Genomic DNA, 20823 nt, shown 5'->3' with positions numbered 1-20823 from the left:
ATTCCAAAACGGCATAACTACTTGAAAATAAGGCTTTATACAAAAAAAAATCCAGTTCAATAATTCTTTGAAAAAGATTATAAACAAGGGGAAATGGGTTGGAAAAAGTCTACAAAAATAAATTAGAGACAAAAGACTATTGTTACAGATAAATAAAATATAATTCTTTAAAATTAATATTTTTTAAGGTTTTATTTTGCGATAAAATACTTTAGGAGTAAATTTGTCTAACTGCAATTTAAAATTTTTATGAAAAATCCAACCAAATTTACTAGGTGGCAGAACCAGGTTCTGGCCCTAGTGTCCGCCGTGCTACTCTTTTCTTGTAGCCATTTAGAGCCCTTTCAGATGGAGGGGGATGATGTGTTGCTGGCCACAAATGGTGGTTCGCCAACAAGTCAACAGGATATTATACCCTTTACTCTCGACTCAGATAACGGGGGCAATATTGAATGTGGTCAAATTGATAGTGAGTTCGAATTAAAAACAAGTGGAAGAGCGGATGATGATAATGGACTTTTTGACGACACATTCGAGTGGCCAGATGGCTTCACTATCACTCATGATGGTACGTTTGTTACGTGGTCATATGATCCATCCAAAAATAATAATCTTTGCATTCAGGAGCTTTACATTATTGTAAAAGGGTCAAACAATGCGAATATTTACCAATATGGAGCAGGAATTAATGGGGATAGTGGACTTGCTGCTCCAGTATTTTTCAATCGCCAGGGTAAAAGAATTCAACCAGAGTTAAGTAATTTAACATTATGCTATGCTTTAGATACTTGTGATGACGAGGATGATCCCGAAATTTGTAGAAGAGGTACTGCTTGGGCAGCGAATGATAAGCCAGGGGATGATCGATATATACCAAAAGGCAATTGGGCCACCTATATTACTTTTGAGGATGGCAAAGAATATAATATTTATTTAGGTCAAACAAACTTCATAGGCACAGTAACTCTTAAAGAAAAGGGAAATGATGTTAAGATGAAGTTTAACTTATCGTCTGGGGGATTACAGGATGTTAATAACAATGTCAAAATTCAAGGTTACTCCAATCCACCATCTGGTAATCCAGCTCCCGGATCATTTGCCCACAAATTTTATATTGAGGAATCTATTTTTGAGGTCACTATACCGAAAGAAGATTATTATGGCATCCATCTAGATGCATTTCAACTTTGCGAGTAAACTGCAATTATCCATTTTTAAAGAGGGAGCTTGAAGCTCCCTCTTTTCCTTTAAGCTTCCGATTTTTCCAAAACCTTCAGAGCCAGCCAATCCCCTACTGCCGAGGTGCTGTAGGATCTACCCTCTTCCGCAATATCCTCCGTCGCCACTCCTTCCTCCAAAGATGCATTCACCGCATCACTGACCACTTGCGCCTCTTCCTTCAGGCCAAAGGCATATTCAAACATCATCGCGGCAGACAGCACCATGGCCAAGGGATTGGCGATATTTTTACCGGCTGCCTGGGGATAGGAGCCGTGGATGGGCTCGAAGAGTTTGTTTTCAGTCCCCAATGAAGCAGATGGCATCAAACCCATGGAACCGCTGATCACGGAAGCCTCGTCTGTAAGGATATCCCCGAACAGGTTTTCGGTAATCAGCACATCATAAGCCTTTGGCCATTGCACCAAGCGCATGGCCACGGCGTCCACAAACTCATATTCCACCTTCACGTCAGGGTATTCCGGAGCCAATCGTTGGACGGTCTCCCTCCACAGCCTGGAAGTGGCCAGGACATTTGCCTTGTCTACGCAGGTGAGCAGTTTTCTCCTTTTCTGCGAAAACTCAAACCCCATTCGGGCAAGCCGCTCAATTTCTTCCACCGAATATACGCAGCTGTCAAAAGCCACAGTGCCCTGCTCGTTTCGGCCTCGGGGCTCCCCAAAGTATATCCCACCGGTGAGCTCTCTCAGGAACACCAAATCAGTCCCCTCAATTCTTTCCTGCTTCAGCGGTGATTTGTGCAAAAGGGATGGAAAGGTGAAAGTAGGCCTCACATTGGAAAAAAGGCCTAGCTTTTTCCTCATCAGCAGAAGTCCCTGCTCGGGTCTTACCTTTGCCTTTGGGTCATTATCATATTTAGGGTCCCCGATGGCGCCAAATAGAATTGCGTCAGCATCTAGGCATACTTGATGGGTTTCATCGGGGTAAGGCAGGCCAGTGGCATCTATGGCCGCAGCTCCCACTTTGGCCTCTTGATAGGTAATCTTATGCCCAAACCGCTCCGCAACTGCATTGACAACTTTAACTGCTTGGTCCATCACCTCCGGACCTATGCCATCACCTGGCAATAAGGCTATTTTCAATTCCATCTTTATTGTCGTTTTTTTCGTTTTCGGATCCCAACTGCTCCAATATGTTCAGCATCTTTTCGGTTGCTTTCATAGCGGCCACGGTTTGGTCCCCGTCCAGTCCTTTTGTTTTGAATATTTTAAGCGTCTGCCAGGTAATGACAGTTTCCACCAACGCGTCAGTTCTTCCCCCGGGGGGGATAGTAACATGAAAGTCCGTCAGTTTGGGCAGCTCTTTGCCCAAGGATTTGTAGATTTTCTTCAGCGCTTTCATGAAGGAATCATACTGCCCTATTCCTGAAGCATAACTTTCGTAATACTTTCCGTAAATGTTCAATTTAAGCTGCACAGTAGGCTTAAGGTCTTTTGAATGCGTCATGTGATACCCTTCAATCTTGATGTCATGCCGAATGGACTCCTGCTGCAAAACATCCGAAATGATATAAGGCAAATCCTCCGGGGTAATCTTTTCCTTCTGATCGCCAAGCTCGATTACCTTTTGGGTGACCTTTTTAAGCTCAACAGGATTCAAGGAAATGCCAAGCTCACTAATGTTTTTCAGGATATTGGCCTTTCCCGAGGTCTTGCCAAGGGCATATTTTCTGGTTCTCCCAAATCTTTCCGGCAGCAGGTCGCTGAAATACAGGTTCCTCTTTTGGTCCCCATCAGCATGGATCCCCGCCGTTTGGGTAAACACATTCTCCCCAACCACCGGCTTGTTCACGGGGATCCGCAAACCGGCAAATTGTTCCACCAACTTGCTGACCCTGTATATTTTCTTCTCCTCAACAGTCAACTTATGTTGGCCGAAATCATTCAGGGCAGCCACTATACTTTCCAAAGGTGTGTTCCCTGCCCTTTCACCCAAGCCGTTTACAGTGGTGTGAATTCCCTTGGCGCCTGACCTCACCGCATCCAGCGTATTGGCTACTGCAAGGTCATAATCGTTATGTGCATGAAAATCAAAGTGGGCTTCAGGATACTTTCTAGTCAGCTGGCCTATAAAAGTCCTCACCTCTTTCGGCTCCAAAAGGCCTAAGGTATCTGGAAGCATGATTCTTTTGACAGGTAAACCCAGAAGAAAATCAATCAACCCTAAGGTGTAACTCTTGGAATTTCGCATCCCATTGCTCCAGTCTTCAAGATAGACATTTACCGCTAACCCTTTCTGGATAGCATAATTCACGACTTCCCTGATTTCCTCAAAATGTTCGCCAGGCGTTTTTTTAAGCTGGTGCTCAAGATGATTGAGAGAACCCTTGGTGAGGAGGTTGATTACTTTGGCACCCGCCGAGGCTATCCAGTCTACGGAGACAGGCGTGTCCACAAAGCCAAGCACCTCCACTTTGTCCAACAAACCTTTATCTGCTGCCCAGGAGGTGATTTTGCGCACTCCCTCCAGCTCCCCGTCTGACACACGGGCAGAGGCCACTTCTATCCTATCCACCTGCAGCTCCTCCAGTAGCAACTTGGCAACCTGGAGCTTTTCAGCAGGTAGAAAAGATACACCTGAGGTCTGTTCACCATCCCTCAGTGTCGTATCCATGATCTCTATTTTGTTGTTAACTGCCATAATTTAATTACCAAAGAACCAGTCCCGAAAAGCGAAGCGAATCGGGAGTCTCAGAGAGTGCTTAGCAAAAGGCTAAAACTCTGTCCCCTTTGCGTCTCTGCGGTTTAATTTTTACCTGCTTTTTTCAAACTCCACTATCTCCTCCTTCAAATTGAGCAGGTAATCAATGTCATCAAACCCATTTTGCATATTGGCTTTCTTATAGGGATTGATGTCAAAAGATTCGCTTTTTCCGGTCGCAAGTAGGGTAATCGTCTGCCGCTTTAGATCTACCTCAAGATTTGTATTCGGGTCTTTTTCAACCGCCTCGAAGATTTCGTCCAAAAACTCCGGGCTCACCGTCACCGGCAAAATCCCCACATTCAAAGCGTTGTTTTTAAAAATATCGGCAAAGAAACTGGAGACCACACACCTGAACCCATAGTCATATATGGCCCATGCGGCATGCTCACGGCTGGAGCCCGAACCGAAGTTTTTCCCAGCAACCAGTATTTTGCCCTGGTAGGTGGGGTCATTTAGCACAAAACCTTTCTTGGGTTGCCCTTCCGAATCGTAACGCCAATCCCTAAAGAGATTATCCCCAAAACCTTCCCTTTCGGTAGCCTTTAGGAATCGGGCGGGTATTATCTGGTCTGTATCCACGTTTTCTGTAGGAAGTGGGACCACCGTACTGGAAAGCACATTAAATTTATCGTAAGCCATCTTAATTAAATTTTAGAACTCAAACATCAAACCCCGGCATAATCCGCCACGGCCAATTCTCTCGGATCGGTAATCACGCCGGTGATCGCCACCGCCGCCACAGTGAGCGGACTGGCCAGCAGAGTCCTGGCACCGGGCCCCTGCCTACCTTCAAAATTCCGGTTTGAGGTAGAAACGGCGTATTTTCCAGCAGGAATCTTGTCATCATTCATAGCCAGACAAGCCGAGCAACCAGGTTGCCTCAATTCAAAACCTGCGGCCTTGAGAATATCAACCAAGCCCTCCTCATGGGCCAGTTTTTCAACCTCCTTGGAGCCAGGCACTATCCAAGCAGTGATGTTTTCAGCTTTTTGTTTTCCTTTGACAAAATTGGCCACGGCACGAATATCCTCAATCCGCCCATTGGTACAGCTACCCACAAAGACATAGTCGACTTTCTTACCTTTGATCGGTTCTCCCGCTTGAAAGCCCATGTAATCCAAAGCCTGCTGATAGGATTTCTTATTGCTGCCCAACAGGTCAGCCCCAGTTGGTATGTTTTCTTTGATCTTGATGCCCATTCCCGGATTGGTGCCGTAGGTAATCATCGGTTCTATATCTGCAGCATCAAAATGGTGCTCCACTTCAAAATCCGCTCCTTCGTCAGTTTTGAGGCTTTTCCAATAAGCCACGGCATCATCCCAAGCTTTTCCCGAAGGGGAGTATTTCTTTCCTTTCAAATAGGCAAAGGTGGTTTCGTCGGGAGCGATCAAGCCGCCTCTGGCGCCCATTTCTATACTCATGTTGCAGATGGTCATGCGGGCTTCCATGCTCAGGGAAGTAATGGCCGAACCGGCGTATTCCAGAAAATACCCTGTTCCTCCACTGGCTGAGATTTTGGAAATCACATAAAGTATGATATCCTTGGATGTAACGCCTTCACCAAGTTCTCCATCAATGGTGATCCGCATCTTCTTGGGCTTTGCCTGCATGATGCATTGGCTGGCAAAAACCATCTCCACTTCACTGGTCCCAATTCCAAAAGCAATGGCGCCGAAAGCCCCATGCGTGGAAGTGTGACTATCACCGCAAACGATCGTCATCCCTGGTTGCGTCACACCCAACTCGGGTCCGATCACATGGACAATTCCGTGGTGCTCAGAACCGAGGTCATGGAGTTCAATTCCATATTTCCGGCAGTTTTCCCTGAGCCTTTCCACCTGCATCCTGGAAAGTTTGTCCTTGATAGTTTGCTCTTGCCCCTCGGTAGGCACATTGTGATCGGGAGTGGCGATGGTCCTTTCAGGAAAAAGTACCGTATTTCCTCTTTTCTCCAAATTCAGAAAAGCTACCGGACTGGTGACTTCGTGTATAAAATGCTTGTCAATAAACAGGACGTCCGGGCCTTTTTCCACGGATTTCACCACATGGGCATCCCATATTTTATCGAACAATGTCTTCTTTTCCATAATTTTAAAGGGTCACTTGTTGTTTGACGGGTAATTTGTTTAGGGCATCCACAAATGCCTGGGCCGAGGCAATGACTATATCCGTATGCGAGGAAAATCCATGATAGGGCTTCTTCTCACACATCAGACGCATATGCACCTTGCATACATCATCGCTCCCTTTGGCCATAGACTGGATCAGAAACTCATCGAGCTCCACCTCCTGGTCCACATGTTGCTGAATGGCTTTGATGACCGCATCCACGGGACCATTTCCTTCAGCAGTCGCCACCGTGGACTTATCTCCAACCTTTAGCTCAACTTTTGAATTGACGGTGGTGCCGTACTCATAACTTACTTTGCCCAGTTCCACAAAGCCTGACTCATCCACATACTCACCTAGCAACTGGTAGAGGTCTTTTCGGCCTATATCTCTTTTCACATCAGCCAACTGGAGGAAGTCCTGATAGATTTTCTCCAGCTTCTCCCCTTCACAGATAAAACCAAGAAGCTCCAGGTGATGTTTCAATGCTGCTCTGCCGCTCCGTGCAGTCAAAACGATGGAGGACTCCTCCACCCCAACTTCTTGGGGATCCATTATTTCATAGTTCTCACGGTGCTTCAACACACCATCCTGATGGATTCCCGAGGAATGGGCAAAAGCATTTCTTCCCACAATTGCCTTATTGGGCTGAACTGGCATGTTCATCAGTTTGGAAACCAAGCGGCTGGTTTCATAAATCTTGGGTGTTTGAATGCTAGTTTGTACGGGAATGGATTGGTGACACTTGATGGCCATCACCACTTCCTCTAGACTGGTGTTGCCGGCCCGCTCCCCGATGCCGTTCATTGTCACTTCCACCTGCCTTGCGCCGTGCTGCACACCTGCGATGGTATTGGCAGTGGCCATCCCCAAATCATTGTGGCAATGCGTGGCGATGATGGCTTGGTCTATGTTGCGTACGTTTTCTTTCAGAAACCTGATCTTATCTGCATATTGCTCAGGAAGGCAATATCCGGTGGTGTCGGGAATGTTGACCACTGTGGCACCAGCCTTGATGGCCGCCTCCACGATCCTGGCCAGGTATTCATTTTCGGATCGGCCTGCATCTTCTGCATAAAACTCCACATCCTCCACATATCGCTTGGCAAATTTGACTGCCTGCACAGCTCTTTCAATAACAGCCTCAGGGGTAGACCTCAACTTGTGGTGGATATGATAAGGAGAAACCCCTATCCCGGTGTGAATCCTGGCTTTTTTGGCATATTTCAACGCATCCGCGGCGACTTCGATATCCTTTTCTACCGCTCTGGAAAGGGCGCAGATAATGGGATTGCTCACCGCTTTGGAAATTTCCACAACAGAATTAAAATCTCCCGGGCTGGAAATGGGGAATCCAGCCTCAATCACATCCACTCCCAAAGACTCCAATGCCTGGGCCACCACGATTTTTTCGCGGGTGTTCAACTGGCAGCCGGGAACTTGCTCCCCGTCTCTTAAGGTGGTGTCAAAAATCCATAATTTCTCCATCGTATCAGTTGTTTTCAGGTCTTAACTTACGGACGACAGCCCCGGCTTGCCACATCTCCGACTCCCTCAATTCCTGAAGCTCTCCTTCCAATTTTGCTCTATAATCATCCTTACTATTCGAATCAATCGACTTCACCGCCTCTTTTCCTTCTTTCACACTGCTATACAGTTCTTCAAAAACCGGCTTGGTCGCATCCCTAAATGGCTTCCACCAATCCAACGCACCCCTTTGTGCGGTAGTGGAACAGTTGGCATACATCCAATCCATCCCATTTTCGGCGACTAGAGGCATCAAACTTTGAGTTAACTCCTCCACGGTTTCATTGAAGGCTTCTGAAGGAGTGTGACCATTGGCGCGCAATACTTCATATTGGGCAGCAAAGATCCCTTGGATGGCACCCATCAAGGTCCCTCTTTCTCCGGTAAGATCAGAGGTTACCTCACGGTAGAAATCTGTTTCGAAAAGGTAGCCGGAGCCGACTCCTATCCCTAGCGCGACTACACGATCTTTGGCCTTGCCGGTGGCATCTTGATAAATGGCATAAGAGGAATTCAACCCTCGGCCTTCCACAAACATCCGCCTTAGCGATGTGCCAGACCCTTTAGGTGCGACTAGGATCACATCCACATCTGAAGGAGGTACGATTCCGGTTTTGTCTTTATAGGTTACCCCAAATCCGTGAGAAAAATAGAGAGCTTTGCCCGGCGTCAGGTGTTTCTTCACCGTAGGCCAAAGTGCAATCTGTCCGGCATCTGAAAGCAAGTATTGCAGAATCGTGCCTCTTTGGGCAGCTTCATCAAGTTCAAAAAGCGTTTCCCCAGGCACCCAGCCATCTTCTACGGCTTTGTCCCAAGTTTTAGAATTCTTCCTTTGACCAACAATCACATTAAAACCATTGTCTTTTAGGTTTAAGGCCTGTCCTGGACCCTGCACCCCGTAACCTAATACGGCGATTACTTCATCCTTTAATGTTTCCTTAGCTTTCTCCAGGGGAAATTCCTCTCTGGTTACTACGTTCTCTTCAACTGTTCCGAATTTAAGCTTCATAGTTTTGATGGTTTGATTATTGTAAATATTGATCTAAAGTTTGCATGGGTTTGGACACCGCTACTCTTCCGGAGCGTGCAAACTCCATGATGTTGAATTTCTTTAATATGCCAAGCAGCTCCTGGGTATCCTCCTTGTGGCCGGTCATTTCAATGACCACAAAGTTCTTCTCAGCTGAAATGATGCGGGCATTGTACTGCCTGATAACTTTTTCCAAGCCTGGATCCAGGCTGCTCACTGGAAGTTTATAAAGTGCTATTTCTTGAAAAACCACCTGGTCATCTTCGTAATAAAATGCTTTGATTACATCGATTATCCTTTCTATCTGATTGACCAGCTGAACGATCTGCTCATCAGTACTAGTCACCTCTATGGTCAATCTATAAATACCGTCCTCCCTACTTTCTGAGGCGGTGATTCCGTTGATATTGACTCCCCTTCGGGTAAAGATGATGGTGATGCGATTGAGTATTCCGATGAAATTTTCGGTGAATACTGAAATGGTGAATTTTTTCATACGCTTAGCTTAACCTGATTTCGTCTACCGAACAGCCGGTGGCTACCATTGGAAAGACATTGTCCTCTTTGGCCACCACTACCTCGAGAAAATATGGTCCTTCATGCAAAAACATGTCTGCTACCGCTTCGCTCAAATCTTCCCTTTGCTCTACTTTGCTACTTTTAATTTTATAAGCCTCTGCGATTTTGATGAAATCTGGGTTTTCAAGCTCCGTGAAACTGTACCTTTTATCGAAGAACATCTGTTGCCACTGGCGCACCATGCCCAGGTAATTGTTGTTGAGCAGGATGATTTTAACTGGCGCCTTGGTCTGCATGATGGTGCCCAATTCCTGTACAGTCATTTGAATACCTCCATCCCCGACCACACAGATTACTTGCCTTGAAGGATTGTGCAATTGGACACCAAGTGCGGCCGGAAGACCGAATCCCATCGTACCTAGCCCACCAGAAGTGACTTGGGTCCGGCTGTTTTTGAAATCAAAATACCTCCAGGCAATCATTTGATGCTGCCCTACATCGGTGACCAAAACAGCATCATCATCCTTGAACTCATTCACATATCGGATCACCTCGCCCATGGTAAGGCCGGTTTTGGTAGGTGAAAGGTCCCGGGCAACTACTGAGGCCTTTTCCTCTTGCTCCAGCTGCCTAAATTCATTTAGCCATTCATGGTGCGAACTGGGATGAACCTGGTCAATCAAAAGCGAAAGGCTTTCCTTGCAATTGCCCAACACAGGCGCATCAGCCTTCACGTTTTTGTTTATCTCCACAGGATCCAGTTCCAAATGGACCACCTTTGCCTGCGTGGCATAGCGGGACAGATCGCCGGTCACCCGGTCATCAAATCTCATCCCGATGGCAATCAACACATCGCATTGATTGGTCAGGATATTTGGTGCATAGTTTCCATGCATCCCAAGCTTTCCAACATACAGTGGATGGTCCTCCGAAAACGCCCCCGATCCCAGCAGGGTGCATGCAGCGGGAATACCCGTTTTCTCCAAAAAGGCCCTCAATTCCTCTTCAGCCTTTGCCATCAGTACTCCTTGGCCGAATAGGACAAATGGTTTCTTTGCACCGTTGATCAATTCAGCGGCTTTTTCCACCATTTTGGAATTTACTGGAGGATAAGGTTTGTATGAACGCACGCTAAAAGTCGGGGCATAAGTAAATTCCCCAAGGGCAAATTGTGCATCTTTAGTGATGTCGATAAGCACCGGGCCGGGCCTGCCCGAACGGGCAATATGGAAGCCTTTACTGATGGCAGGTGCTATATCCTCCACCCTTCTTACCTGAATGTTCCATTTGGTGCCTGGCATGGAAAACCCCACCACGTCAGTTTCCTGAAAAGCATCTGTCCCCAGTAGGTGGGACGCAACCTGCCCGGTGATGCATACCAGAGGAGTGCTGTCTATGAGCGCATCGGCCAGGCCGGTGATCAGGTTGGTTGCCCCAGGACCCGAGGTCACCATGCATACGCCCACCTTCCCCGAAACCCGGGCAAATCCTTGGGCAGCATGGATAGCGCCTTGCTCATGTCGAGTGAGCACATGGTCCACTTGATCAATATAGTCGTAAAGGGCATCATACACCGGCATGATGGCCCCACCTGGGTATCCAAACAAGGTGGTCACTTTTTCGGCCACCAAAGACTTGATTACAATCTCCGCTCCTCTGATTCTGGTATCGTTCATAGCTTTTGGATGAGGTTGGTTTAACTTATCTGTCCGTCACGCAGCCTTCAGAAGCTGATGACACTAGGGTTTGATATTTTTTCAAGGTTCCCTGAAGAGGGCTTTTCTTTGGAGCTTTCCACATTCCCTTTCGCTTATCTAATTCTTCTTGGGAAAGTTTAACCTCAATAGAGTGGGTTGCTGCATCAATGGTGATTTTGTCGCCGTTCTTTAATAAGCCTATCGGCCCCCCTTCATAGGCTTCGGGTGTCACGTGCCCTACCACAAAGCCATGCGTACCGCCAGAGAACCGGCCATCAGTAATGAGCGCGACATCAGCGCCCAGTCCAGCCCCTATGATCATGGATGTAGGCTTCAGCATTTCCGGCATTCCGGGACCGCCTTTGGGGCCCACATAACGGATGACTACCACGTGGCCCTTTTCGATTTTCCCATCCCGGATGGCATGATTGGCTTCTTTTTCACTGTCGTAAACTTTGGCTGTGCCAGAAAAAGAGCTTCCTTCCTTCCCAGAAATCTTCGCCACGGATCCCTTTGGCGCCAAATTGCCATGTAGAATGCAAAGGTGGCCAGTTGGTTGGAGCGGCTGCTCAAGGGGGTGGATCACGTTGATTTTGGAAGCAACAATTGGGGCAACATCGGCAAGGTTTTCAGCAAGCGTTTTGCCCGTCACGGTCAAGCAATCCCCGTGAAGTAAACCTTCGTTTAGTAAGTATTTCATAAAGGCAGGCAAGCCGCCCTGCTCGTGCAGATCCTCCATAAGGAATTTTCCGCTTGGCTTGAAGTCGCCCACTACCGGTGTACCATCATTTATCCGCTTGAAATCCTCCAGCCCGAACGCCACTCCTGCTGTTTTGGCAATGGCCAAAAGGTGAAGCACCGCATTGGTACTTCCACCCAAGGCCACCACAACTCGCACGGCATTTTCGAGGCTTTTTCTGGTGATTATTTTCTTTGGAGTAAGGTCTTTTTCTAGAAGTATCGCTATGTATTCGGCTGCCTGCTGGCACTCAATGGCTTTTTCAGGGGATTTGGCGGGATTGCTAGCGCTGTGGGGAAGGGACATCCCCATTGCCTCTATGGCTGATGACATGGTGTTGGCGGTGTACATCCCACCGCAGGCCCCGGCTCCCGGGCAAGAGCTTTTAATCACCCCCATGTAATCCTCATCTGTCAGCAAGCCTTTCACCCTTTTGCCGTAGGCTTCAAATGCGGAAACCACGTTTAGTTTTTCCCCCAAATAATTTCCTGAGCTGATCGTGCCGCCATATACCAAGATGGCCGGGCGGTCCACTCTGAGCATCCCCATGATGGCCCCGGGCATATTTTTATCACAACCTGCCACTGCCACGACGGCGTCGAAGGAATGTCCCAGTATGAATGCCTCAATGGAGTCGGCAATGATCTCACGGGAAGGCAGGCTGTAATGCATTCCTGAAGTGCCCATGGATATGCCGTCACTAATTCCGATGGTGTTAAATTTAAGCCCTGTAAGTTTTTGCTTATCCATCCCAGCCTTGATTTGCTCAGCAAAACCATCCAAGTGCATGTTACAAGGATTGCTTTCGTATCCGCAACTGGCCACTCCCACAAAGGGTTGCTTCATCTTCTGATCCGAAAGGCCAGTGGCGTAGAGCATGGCCATTCCCGCAGGATGCTCCTGATTGTCACTAACTTCCCAACTGTGTTTTTTAAGCTTATTCATAGGTTTGGTTGATAGAGGGGTATAAAAAAAAGTGCCTTATGGATGAGGCACTTCATTTAAGTTAATGGTATAGGGCTGCCTCATCTGCTATTGAAATAGAGAATAATAAAAATAAAGAAACCAAATAGGGCTATTGCGTGAGACATTACTGTGTTTTACTGTTTGACATTACAATCTTAAACATCATTTCTCAAACAACCAATATTAAATTCTTAATACAGACATTTTGTCAAAATATATTATTTCCTTATTTCCATATTTTCCTAAAATAATTTAGCAAGGATGTACATTGGCAAAACCGCAATTATTAAAACCCATCAAAAAATAGCAAAGGCCAAAATTTTCTACTAATTTGAAAAAACAGCAAAAATCTAAATCGGTATGATTTTTATTTTCAAAAAACACCCCATTTTTTTGCTTAAACAACAAAGAAGATAATTCCCAAATAAACCCAACTTCATGACTATTTTCCTGATTATGGCTGGAATGTTCCGGTTATCTGCCTTTGTCTTTCATTTTAACTTCCTCCAAAGAATTAAATGTTGCTGGTGGCATCATTCAGGATAATCCCATAGCTTTGACACTTGGTAGAAAAAATTAACAGAACAGATGCTAAGTTTTCCAAATGCAAAAATCAATTTAGGCCTTCATGTTACCGGCAAGCGTAAAGATGGCTATCATGAAATCGAGACCTGCATGGTGCCTATTCCATTGTTTGATGCATTAGAAATCATACCTGGCAAAAAGACCGAATTCCAGTCTACTGGCCTGCCCATACCCGGAAAAGAAGCGGACAACCTCATTCTAAAAGGACTTAAATTGATGCGGAAAGACTTCAATGACCTGCCCCACGTCCACATCCATTTGCACAAAAACATCCCGATGGGCGCAGGCCTCGGCGGAGGCTCGGCTGATGGTGCATATGCGCTGAATTCCTTCAACACACTTTTTGACCTACATTTGGAAAGCTGGTTTTTGGAAGACTATGCGGCACAACTAGGAAGTGACTGCCCGTTCTTTATAGAAAACACGCCAAAAATTGCCACAGGAAGAGGCGAAATCCTGGAGCCTGCGGATGTGGATCTGAAAGAAAAGTGGATCCTCTTGATCAACCCTAGTATTCACATAGGAACCAAAGAAGCCTATCAGGGCTTGACTCCCCAAAAACCGGTGAAGTCCTTAAAGGATGTTTTACAAGACAGATCAACTTGGAAGGAAAATTTAGTGAATGATTTCGAAAGAAGTATATTTGAGAAATACCCCCAAATAAAAGAAATCAAGGACAAGCTCTATGGGCAGGGCGCATTTTATTCAGCCATGTCGGGTTCGGGAGCTACAGTTTTCGGGCTGTTTGAGACTGAGCCGACTATTGTCACATGGCCAGAGGATTACTTCACTTTCAAAGCCCAGCTTTGATTATTGCAAACGAAGCAGCTGTTTGGTTTTTCTTCTTTTGTGGAAATAATTGAACACGGGATATAGGCATACGGAGAGCAAAATGATGCCTGTTCCCACATAAAAACCAGAAGTCATTTTCTCGCTTTCGCCGAAAATCATAAAGGCCAAAATGATTCCATACACTGGCTCCATATTTACCGTGAGGTTGATGGCATACGCGGTCAACCTTTTCATCAGCTCAACAGAAGCCGAAAAGGCATATACAGTACAAACTCCAGCCATCAGAATCAGCCACAACCAATCAAGCCCCTGCCATCCTAGCTGCAACCCATTATCAGTCAAAAATGTGGTGTAAATTGGAAAAAGCATCAGGGTGAAAAGACAAGCGCCGCCCATCTCATAAAAGGTCAAGATATAAGGACTGTGCTTTTTGGTAAACTTGCTATTGATAATAGTGAAAACTGCCCCCAGAAAACCTGAACCAACTGCCATGGTCAAGCCCACCCAGTACCCAAACTCAAATCTGAAGATCACATAAAGTCCCGCGATCACCATCAGCCCTAATACCAACTCGTACCATTTCACCCTTGACTTATTGGCCAGCGGTTCCAAAAAAGCTGTCCAGAGGCTACATGTGGCAAATCCGGCCAATGCCACCGAGACATTCGATATCCTGGCAGCCCAGAAAAATAGTATCCAGTGCATGGAGATAATAAAACCGGTGCTGACTATGGATATCAAGGTTTTTGGAGGCAATCTAAACTGTGCTTTTCTATACCAAAGGATGGCTCCCATGATTAGACAGGCCAGAAAAGTCCTGTAAAAAACAATCTCCACAGCTGGAAATGAGAGAAGCACGCCCAAAATTGCTGTAAATCCCCAAATTAACACCACTAGGTGCAATTTCAGATAATCCTTTACCGAGGACTCCATTTACCTAGGAACGGTTTTATACATCACAAAACCCGTAACCATAAATACCAGGTTTGGTAACCAAACGGTGAGGAGGGGATATTGGGATCCTGATTCCGCGAAAGTTCTGGAAAGCAGGAAAAGAATAATATACACAAACGCCAACCCAAAACCCATGGCTATCTTGAATCCGGATCCTCCACGGGTCTTTTTGGAAGACACAATCACCCCAATAAATGTCAGGATCACAGCGGCAAAAGGCGACATAAACCGTACATACCGTTCGATCCTATAAAAATTGACGTTATCGGCACCTCTTTCTTCCAGGATTACAATCTGTTTGGAAAGCTCTGGCAGAATCAGGGTTTCATGATGGTTTTTGGGCAGGTCAAAATCTTTAGGCGTAATTGAAAGCACCGTATCCATGTTTTCTCCTACGGAGTACTCCTCTTTCATATCCCCCAACTCCCTAAGTCTCCAGTTTTTCACCGTCCAAGCCCTCTTGGCTGTATCCCACACAATCCGGTCGGCAGAAAGTTTTTTCAATAATTGCCCATCTTCAACCTGCTCCATGGTAAACGAATAACCAATGTTTCCCGATGTATAATACCTAGAAAGGTAAGCATAGGTGTCTGGAGAAATCTTGATGTGGATATTTTGCTTATCAAAAGTTCTGTTATCCTCTAGATACTCTGCCTTGAAATTATAAACCCCGGCGGTGGCGATGGGCAGCACCCAGCCGTTCAGCAGAAAACTGGCCACACCGATCAAAACGGCAGAAGCCAAGAAAGGCACCAGCATGCGGGTAAAACTGACACCGGAACTCAAGATGGCAATAATCTCGGTCCTCCCGGCCATTTTGGAGGTGATGAAAATAACTGAAATAAACACCGTAATGGGAGTCAGAAGGTTATTGAGGTACAGCCCATAATTGAGCATGTATTTCAATATCTCGTTTCCTGGCACGTTGTGACGGATAAATGCATCATTTTTCTCGGTAAAATCCAGTACCAAGACAATCAGAATCAGCATCAATACCACAAAAAAGTAGGTCTTGAGAAAATCCTTAATGATCAGTTTATCGAGTAATTTCATTTATCTAGGGGATACCACATAAAACTATGGCCTTAACACTCATCAATCATGTTTTGTATTAAGATCGTTCAAATGTTTTGGCAATTTGTGAATATTTATTGGGAAGTGGAAATATAACAGCCCACTTGCCCTAATATGGTCTTTAAAAATTGTTAAGTATATTTATAAGACTTATCTATATTTCATGAGATAGAACTTTTTGGACAACTTTTATAATTGCCAATTGGTTAAAGTCATTACTAGGTTCAATGTTTAAAAAGGATGGGAAAAGTTATTGTTAAGGGCGACAAGTCTGGTGGGAGTTCCAATACAAAAACTCAATTATCATTGCTATCTTTCGAAGAGAATGGGGTAGTTATAATCTACTGCCCAGCATTGGATCTCTCAGGGTATGGCAAGACAGAGGAGGAAGCCATGAAATCCTTTCAATTAGCTTTATCCGAATTCATTGATTTTTGCACCAAGAACAACACCTTCCACCGTGAGCTAAAAAGGCTTGGATGGCAAATCCAACAAAAAGACGGGTGTCTAACTTTTGAAAGTCCCTCTTGGAATCACCTTATCCAAACTAATGAAGAGTTGGAGGATCTCCTAGAAAAAAAGCATTTCCATAAATTCGACCAAGAAATTTCCTTTCCAGCACTTCCCTAAATGAAACTTTTTAATGTCAACAAGAAAACTTTCTAACGTTTCCTTAAAAGACTATTTGTTGTTTTTAGAAAAAATTGGCTGTAAGCAACATAGATCAAAAGGCGGTCATTTAATTTTTGTCAGAAAAGATTTGGCCCGACCAATAGTGGTTCAGTCGCATATTGATCCAGTACCTGAATTTATTGTAAGGAATGCGCTAAGAGCATTAGGCATACAGAAGAAAGATTTTTTCAAGATTCTCAAAAGCTGATAAAAAAAGGAATAATGATCCATCAAATCAGATAAAACCATTATTCCCATCATCCAATTTCAACAAATTGTATGACTTACAACCTCCTGCTCACTTTCTCCACCATCATATTTTTCCAGGTGGCAAATTCCCCAGACTTGATTTTTTCCCTTGCCTGGCCGACCAGCCATAAGTAAAAACTTAAATTGTGGATACTGGCAATCTGGGCCGCCAGTATTTCCTTACTGATCACCAAATGTCTTAAGTATGCCTTGGTATAAAAGTTACTCACATAACTGTTAAAGCCGCTGTCAATGGGAGAAAAATCATCCTTCCACTTTTCATTCCGCATATTGATAACGCCTTCAGTGGTGAAGAGCATGCCGTTTCGGGCATTTCGGGTTGGCATTACGCAGTCAAACATATCCACGCCCAAAGCGATGCCTTCCAGGATATTGGCTGGGGTACCCACTCCCATAAGGTATCTGGGCTTATCCGTAGGCAGTATCTCCGTAACCAGCTCTGTCATTTCATACATCATTTCCGCAGGTTCTCCAACTGAAAGCCCACCGATTGCGTTGCCCTCTCTGCCGCATGAAGCTATGAATTCCGCCGACTGCTTCCTTAAATCCTTATACACACTGCCCTGAACAATCGGGAACAGAGTCTGGCTGTAACCGTACTTTCCTTCTGTACTATCAAATCGGTCAATGCATCTTTTCAGCCATCTATGCGTCATTTCCATGGAATTGCGCGCATAGCCAAAGTCACATGGATATGGGGTACATTCGTCAAAAGCCATAATAATGTCCGCCCCAATTGTCCGCTGAATATCCATGACACCCTCCGGAGTAAAATTGTGCTTGGAGCCATCTATGTGGGATTTGAACATAACGCCTTTCTCGGTGATCTTGCGAGTTCCAGAAAGGGAAAATACCTGATACCCCCCACTGTCGGTAAGGATAGGCTTGGACCAGCCGTTGAATTTGTGCAACCCACCCGCCTTCTCCAAGATATCCAATCCCGGCCTAAGGTAGAGGTGATAGGTGTTGCCAAGGATAATCTGGGCCTTTACATCATAGGTAAGCTCCCGCTGATGCACGGCCTTCACGGATCCGGCAGTACCCACAGGCATAAAAATAGGTGTTTCTATATCTCCATGATCCGTTTTCACCACTCCGGCTCTCGCCTTGCTTTTCGGATCTGTATTTTCAAGTATAAATTTCATAATCTTTTTAACCAATCCTGCCCTGCCTTTTAATGTCCTAAATGATAAATTGTTGGGACAGGGGTCTTTTCCTCACAGATTTGTAAGCCACAAAAATATAAGCTTATACTTAAAAGAGTTGTGGAAATTGATTTTATATTTACGCTTTATCCATTAACAACATGATCTTTCAGGTTTTGGGGTTACTTTTCCTAACCGCGCTTTTATTTCAGTTTATCTACCTAGTCTGCATTTATGGACGTTTGGCCTTCTTTTTCCGTCCTGTAAAGGAAAACCTGAATGATGCCAACCCAGAAGCAGTCACTATGCTGATAGTAGCCAGAAATGAATATCAAAACCTTCAAAAGCTGATCCCTGAATTGGCCAAGCAGGACTATCCGAAGTTTGAGCTTATGGTGGTGAATGACCAATCCACTGACCAGACTGCTGAGCTACTGGAGGAATTTATGGAAATATATCCAAACCTGCGCACGGTAACCGTCAACTATACCCCCGCCCATGTCACGCCCAAGAAATACGCCCTTACCTTGGGCATCAAGGTAGCCAAGCATGATGTAATTCTTCTCACTGATGCAGACTGCACCCCTGCTTCCAAGAACTGGGCAAAACTGATGACTGCCCCGGTAAGGCTGCAAAACAAAACATTCGCAATCGGCTATGGGGCTTACCGCAAGGATAAAAGCTTTCTCAATTGGCTCATCCAGTACGAAACGGTTTTCACGGCATTGCAGTACTTCTCTTTTGGGCTTTGGAAATCCCCCTACATGGCAGTGGGGAGAAACCTTTGCTACCGCAAAAGCTTTTTTATGGAGAAGAAAGCTTTTAAGAACTTTTGGCATATATTGGGTGGTGACGATGATCTTTTCGTCAACCAGTACGCCAACAGTTCGAACACCAGCATGGTCATAGACCCCGAAAGCATCACCGTTTCGGAACCTAAAAGGACTTTTAGTTCTTATAATATTCAGAAGAAAAGACATTTCCAGGCAGGGAAATATTACAAGACCTTGGATAAACTCAAAATCGGTCTCTTTGCATTTAGCCACCTGTTGTTTTGGGCATCAGGAATTGCATTGATGGCCGTTTCAAAGGACCCGATGATCATTGCCGGCATCGGGGCACTGTTCTTAATCAGGACAACCATCGCCTACGGTGTTTTCCGTGGCGCATATCGGAAATTGGAAGGCCAAACCAAAGTGTTTTGGACCATATTTTTCGATTTAATCTATTTGGGTTATTTTTGGGTCATGGGTACCAAAGGATACCTATCAAAAACAGTTAGATGGAAATAAACGAAAGAGGTTTCTCAGATAAAGCACTAGAAGATTTTGAACTGATCGACAGGGCTGTCGGGCAAAAGGACCAGCAGGCCTTTGCCACTCTGATGAAAAGATACAAGAAAGCAGTTTACTTCATGATCCTCAAAATGATCAGGGACGCCGACGATGCCGACGACCTGACCATGGAGGCATTTGCCAAGGCATTCAAAAACCTGCATAAATTCAAAAAGGACTACACCTTCAGTACCTGGCTTTTCCGGATTGCGACCAACAATACCATTGACTTTATCCGGAAAAAGAAGCTGAAAACCATGAGTCTTAACAACACCCTGACCGATGATGGCGGAAACAGCGTCAATATCGATGTGGAAGACGATGAGAATAACCCTCAGGATGAATTCATCAAATCCCAAAGGATTGAAATGGTCAGGATTTTTGTGGACAAATTGCCGGCTAAGTATCGGAAATTGGTTCAGCTGAGATATTTCGACGAGCTTTCTTATGACGAGATTGCCGAAGAGTTGGACAAACCGCTCGGCACGGTCAAAGCCCAACTGCATAGATCCCGTGAGCTACTTTACGAAATCGCTCAGGGGAAAAACAAGCATATATAAAAAAAGTAACCACAGAGGACCAGAGGACATAAAGAATTTGGGTATAAGTTCTGCGGTTTCTAAACACACATATAATTAAATTTAAATAACCACAGAGGACCAGAGTACACAGAGATTTAAAATTTTGTACCTCTGTGCCCTTTGCGCCTCTGCGGTTTCTTTTTCTATGAATTCACAATTAGAAACTATATTCAAATACTTCCCAAACCTCACCGATAAGCAAAAGCAGCAGTTTGAACAACTGGAGGAACTGTATGAGGACTGGAACAGCAAAATCAACGTGATTAGCCGCAAGGATTTTGAGAACTTTTACACCAAGCACGTATTGCATTCCTTGGGAATAGCCAAAGTGATGGAGTTTCAACCTGGCACCAAGGTGCTTGACATCGGTACGGGTGGAGGCTTTCCGGGCATCCCGCTGGCGATCATGTTTCCCGACACGCACTTTCACCTGGTCGATTCCATCGGAAAAAAGATCACGGTGGTAAAGGACGTCGTAAAACAACTGGGACTACAAAATGTGGAAGCTCAGCAAACCCGGGCAGAAGGCCTTGTCCGCCGCTATGACTTTATCATCAGCCGTGCTGTTACCAGATTTGCCAATTTTTACCCTTGGGTAAAGGGCAAGTTCAAAAAAGAGGATATCAACGAATACCAAAACGGCATCTTTTACCTCAAAGGAGGTGACGTCGATGAAGAAATGGAAGAAGTCCACTGCTCCTATGTAACTTACCACTTGGAAGATTATTTCGAAGACGAATTCTTCGAAACCAAAAAGGTGGTATATGTGCCATGGGAGGGGAAGCGGTAATTTGTGTACTAAGTACGATGTACTATGTACTAAGTAGGATTTTAGGTTGTCCCGAGGCTGTGCCTCGGGACAATAAAATTTGAGGCTTTGCCTCATT

The 20823-nt window shown here is 45.3% G+C and carries 19 protein-coding genes; 7 read left to right on the top strand and 12 right to left on the bottom strand.

What is annotated here, in order from left to right; genetic code table 11:
- Positions 1-249 precede the first annotated feature (249 nt).
- Positions 250-1197, top strand: a complete 948-nt coding sequence (locus KI659_RS01125; RefSeq protein WP_213943499.1) for a hypothetical protein — start codon at positions 250-252, stop codon at positions 1195-1197.
- 50 nt (positions 1198-1247) lie between these two features.
- Here KI659_RS01125 and leuB read toward each other — a convergent pair whose 3' ends face one another.
- The 9 genes from leuB to ilvD form a co-directional block, all read right to left on the bottom strand.
- Positions 1248-2327, bottom strand: coding sequence for a 3-isopropylmalate dehydrogenase (gene leuB, locus KI659_RS01120; RefSeq protein ID WP_213943498.1), 1080 nt, complete (start codon positions 2325-2327; stop codon positions 1248-1250).
- The gene (locus KI659_RS01115; RefSeq protein WP_213943497.1) at positions 2296-3879 is read right to left on the bottom strand and encodes an alpha-isopropylmalate synthase regulatory domain-containing protein; all 1584 of its coding nucleotides are present in this window, start codon (positions 3877-3879) and stop codon (positions 2296-2298) included. The genes leuB and KI659_RS01115 overlap by 32 nt, the downstream gene beginning before the upstream one ends.
- A 111-nt stretch (positions 3880-3990) precedes the next feature.
- Positions 3991-4581, bottom strand: a complete 591-nt coding sequence (gene leuD, locus KI659_RS01110) for a 3-isopropylmalate dehydratase small subunit (RefSeq protein WP_213943496.1) — start codon at positions 4579-4581, stop codon at positions 3991-3993.
- Between the two features lie 26 nt (positions 4582-4607).
- Positions 4608-6029: a 3-isopropylmalate dehydratase large subunit gene (gene leuC, locus KI659_RS01105; protein ID WP_213943495.1), complete on the bottom strand. Its 1422-nt coding sequence runs from the start codon at positions 6027-6029 to the stop codon at positions 4608-4610.
- A gap of 4 nt (positions 6030-6033) precedes the next feature.
- On the bottom strand, positions 6034-7539 hold the full coding sequence (locus KI659_RS01100; protein ID WP_213943494.1) for a 2-isopropylmalate synthase: 1506 nt from the start codon (positions 7537-7539) through the stop codon (positions 6034-6036).
- Positions 7540-7543: 4 nt separating this feature from the next.
- Positions 7544-8587, bottom strand: a complete 1044-nt coding sequence (gene ilvC, locus KI659_RS01095; RefSeq protein ID WP_213943493.1) for a ketol-acid reductoisomerase — start codon at positions 8585-8587, stop codon at positions 7544-7546.
- A gap of 16 nt (positions 8588-8603) precedes the next feature.
- Positions 8604-9104: an acetolactate synthase small subunit gene (ilvN, locus tag KI659_RS01090; protein WP_213943492.1), complete on the bottom strand. Its 501-nt coding sequence runs from the start codon at positions 9102-9104 to the stop codon at positions 8604-8606.
- 4 nt (positions 9105-9108) lie between these two features.
- Positions 9109-10803, bottom strand: coding sequence for a biosynthetic-type acetolactate synthase large subunit (ilvB, locus tag KI659_RS01085; RefSeq protein WP_213943491.1), 1695 nt, complete (start codon positions 10801-10803; stop codon positions 9109-9111).
- 25 nt (positions 10804-10828) lie between these two features.
- Positions 10829-12508: a dihydroxy-acid dehydratase gene (gene ilvD / locus KI659_RS01080; RefSeq protein WP_213943490.1), complete on the bottom strand. Its 1680-nt coding sequence runs from the start codon at positions 12506-12508 to the stop codon at positions 10829-10831.
- A gap of 609 nt (positions 12509-13117) precedes the next feature.
- On the opposite strand from ilvD, the gene ispE reads away from it, so the two are divergent.
- On the top strand, positions 13118-13924 hold the full coding sequence (gene ispE, locus KI659_RS01075) for a 4-(cytidine 5'-diphospho)-2-C-methyl-D-erythritol kinase (RefSeq protein WP_213943489.1): 807 nt from the start codon (positions 13118-13120) through the stop codon (positions 13922-13924).
- Here ispE and KI659_RS01070 read toward each other — a convergent pair whose 3' ends face one another.
- Complete coding sequence (locus tag KI659_RS01070; protein WP_213943488.1) at positions 13925-14839, bottom strand: DMT family transporter; 915 nt, start codon at positions 14837-14839, stop codon at positions 13925-13927.
- Positions 14840-15913: an LptF/LptG family permease gene (locus KI659_RS01065; protein ID WP_213943487.1), complete on the bottom strand. Its 1074-nt coding sequence runs from the start codon at positions 15911-15913 to the stop codon at positions 14840-14842. It abuts the gene before it with no gap.
- Positions 15914-16174: 261 nt separating this feature from the next.
- Here KI659_RS01065 and KI659_RS01060 point away from each other — a divergent pair, with 261 nt between their 5' ends.
- Positions 16175-16564 (top strand): hypothetical protein, encoded by a 390-nt coding sequence (locus tag KI659_RS01060; protein ID WP_213943486.1) that lies wholly within the window; start codon positions 16175-16177, stop codon positions 16562-16564.
- 13 nt (positions 16565-16577) lie between these two features.
- Positions 16578-16814 (top strand): type II toxin-antitoxin system HicA family toxin, encoded by a 237-nt coding sequence (locus KI659_RS01055; RefSeq protein WP_246535245.1) that lies wholly within the window; start codon positions 16578-16580, stop codon positions 16812-16814.
- 76 nt (positions 16815-16890) lie between these two features.
- On the opposite strand, the gene tgt is transcribed toward KI659_RS01055, so the two are convergent.
- Positions 16891-18021 carry a tRNA guanosine(34) transglycosylase Tgt gene (gene tgt, locus KI659_RS01050; RefSeq protein WP_213943485.1) on the bottom strand — a complete coding sequence of 377 codons (1131 nt, stop codon included), beginning with the start codon at positions 18019-18021 and terminating at the stop codon, positions 16891-16893.
- A 161-nt stretch (positions 18022-18182) separates the two neighbouring features.
- Between tgt and KI659_RS01045 the strand changes: the two genes are divergently transcribed.
- The 3 genes from KI659_RS01045 (at position 18183) to rsmG (ending at position 20726) form a co-directional block, all read left to right on the top strand.
- Positions 18183-19313 carry a glycosyltransferase gene (locus tag KI659_RS01045; RefSeq protein ID WP_213943484.1) on the top strand — a complete coding sequence of 377 codons (1131 nt, stop codon included), beginning with the start codon at positions 18183-18185 and terminating at the stop codon, positions 19311-19313.
- Entirely contained in the window at positions 19304-19915 is a 612-nt protein-coding gene (locus tag KI659_RS01040; RefSeq protein ID WP_213943483.1) for an RNA polymerase sigma factor, read from the top strand. The genes KI659_RS01045 and KI659_RS01040 overlap by 10 nt, the downstream gene beginning before the upstream one ends.
- Before the next feature lie 166 nt (positions 19916-20081).
- Entirely contained in the window at positions 20082-20726 is a 645-nt protein-coding gene (gene rsmG / locus KI659_RS01035) for a 16S rRNA (guanine(527)-N(7))-methyltransferase RsmG (protein ID WP_213943482.1), read from the top strand.
- Positions 20727-20823 lie beyond the last annotated feature (97 nt).

Source organism: Litoribacter ruber (assembly GCF_018449405.1).
Lineage (GTDB): Bacteria > Bacteroidota > Bacteroidia > Cytophagales > Cyclobacteriaceae > Litoribacter > Litoribacter ruber.
This window is presented reverse-complemented; position numbering and strand designations above follow the sequence as displayed.

Coding starts and splice junctions, on each gene's coding strand:
- KI659_RS01125 (WP_213943499.1), top strand. CDS start 250: ATGAAAAATCCAACCAAATTTACTAGGTGGCAGAACCAGGTTCTGGCC.
- leuB (WP_213943498.1), bottom strand. CDS start 2,327: ATGGAATTGAAAATAGCCTTATTGCCAGGTGATGGCATAGGTCCGGAG.
- KI659_RS01115 (WP_213943497.1), bottom strand. CDS start 3,879: ATGGCAGTTAACAACAAAATAGAGATCATGGATACGACACTGAGGGAT.
- leuD (WP_213943496.1), bottom strand. CDS start 4,581: ATGGCTTACGATAAATTTAATGTGCTTTCCAGTACGGTGGTCCCACTT.
- leuC (WP_213943495.1), bottom strand. CDS start 6,029: ATGGAAAAGAAGACATTGTTCGATAAAATATGGGATGCCCATGTGGTG.
- KI659_RS01100 (WP_213943494.1), bottom strand. CDS start 7,539: ATGGAGAAATTATGGATTTTTGACACCACCTTAAGAGACGGGGAGCAA.
- ilvC (WP_213943493.1), bottom strand. CDS start 8,587: ATGAAGCTTAAATTCGGAACAGTTGAAGAGAACGTAGTAACCAGAGAG.
- ilvN (WP_213943492.1), bottom strand. CDS start 9,104: ATGAAAAAATTCACCATTTCAGTATTCACCGAAAATTTCATCGGAATA.
- ilvB (WP_213943491.1), bottom strand. CDS start 10,803: ATGAACGATACCAGAATCAGAGGAGCGGAGATTGTAATCAAGTCTTTG.
- ilvD (WP_213943490.1), bottom strand. CDS start 12,508: ATGAATAAGCTTAAAAAACACAGTTGGGAAGTTAGTGACAATCAGGAG.
- ispE (WP_213943489.1), top strand. CDS start 13,118: ATGCTAAGTTTTCCAAATGCAAAAATCAATTTAGGCCTTCATGTTACC.
- KI659_RS01070 (WP_213943488.1), bottom strand. CDS start 14,839: ATGGAGTCCTCGGTAAAGGATTATCTGAAATTGCACCTAGTGGTGTTA.
- KI659_RS01065 (WP_213943487.1), bottom strand. CDS start 15,913: ATGAAATTACTCGATAAACTGATCATTAAGGATTTTCTCAAGACCTAC.
- KI659_RS01060 (WP_213943486.1), top strand. CDS start 16,175: ATGGGAAAAGTTATTGTTAAGGGCGACAAGTCTGGTGGGAGTTCCAAT.
- KI659_RS01055 (WP_246535245.1), top strand. CDS start 16,578: ATGTCAACAAGAAAACTTTCTAACGTTTCCTTAAAAGACTATTTGTTG.
- tgt (WP_213943485.1), bottom strand. CDS start 18,021: ATGAAATTTATACTTGAAAATACAGATCCGAAAAGCAAGGCGAGAGCC.
- KI659_RS01045 (WP_213943484.1), top strand. CDS start 18,183: ATGATCTTTCAGGTTTTGGGGTTACTTTTCCTAACCGCGCTTTTATTT.
- KI659_RS01040 (WP_213943483.1), top strand. CDS start 19,304: ATGGAAATAAACGAAAGAGGTTTCTCAGATAAAGCACTAGAAGATTTT.
- rsmG (WP_213943482.1), top strand. CDS start 20,082: ATGAATTCACAATTAGAAACTATATTCAAATACTTCCCAAACCTCACC.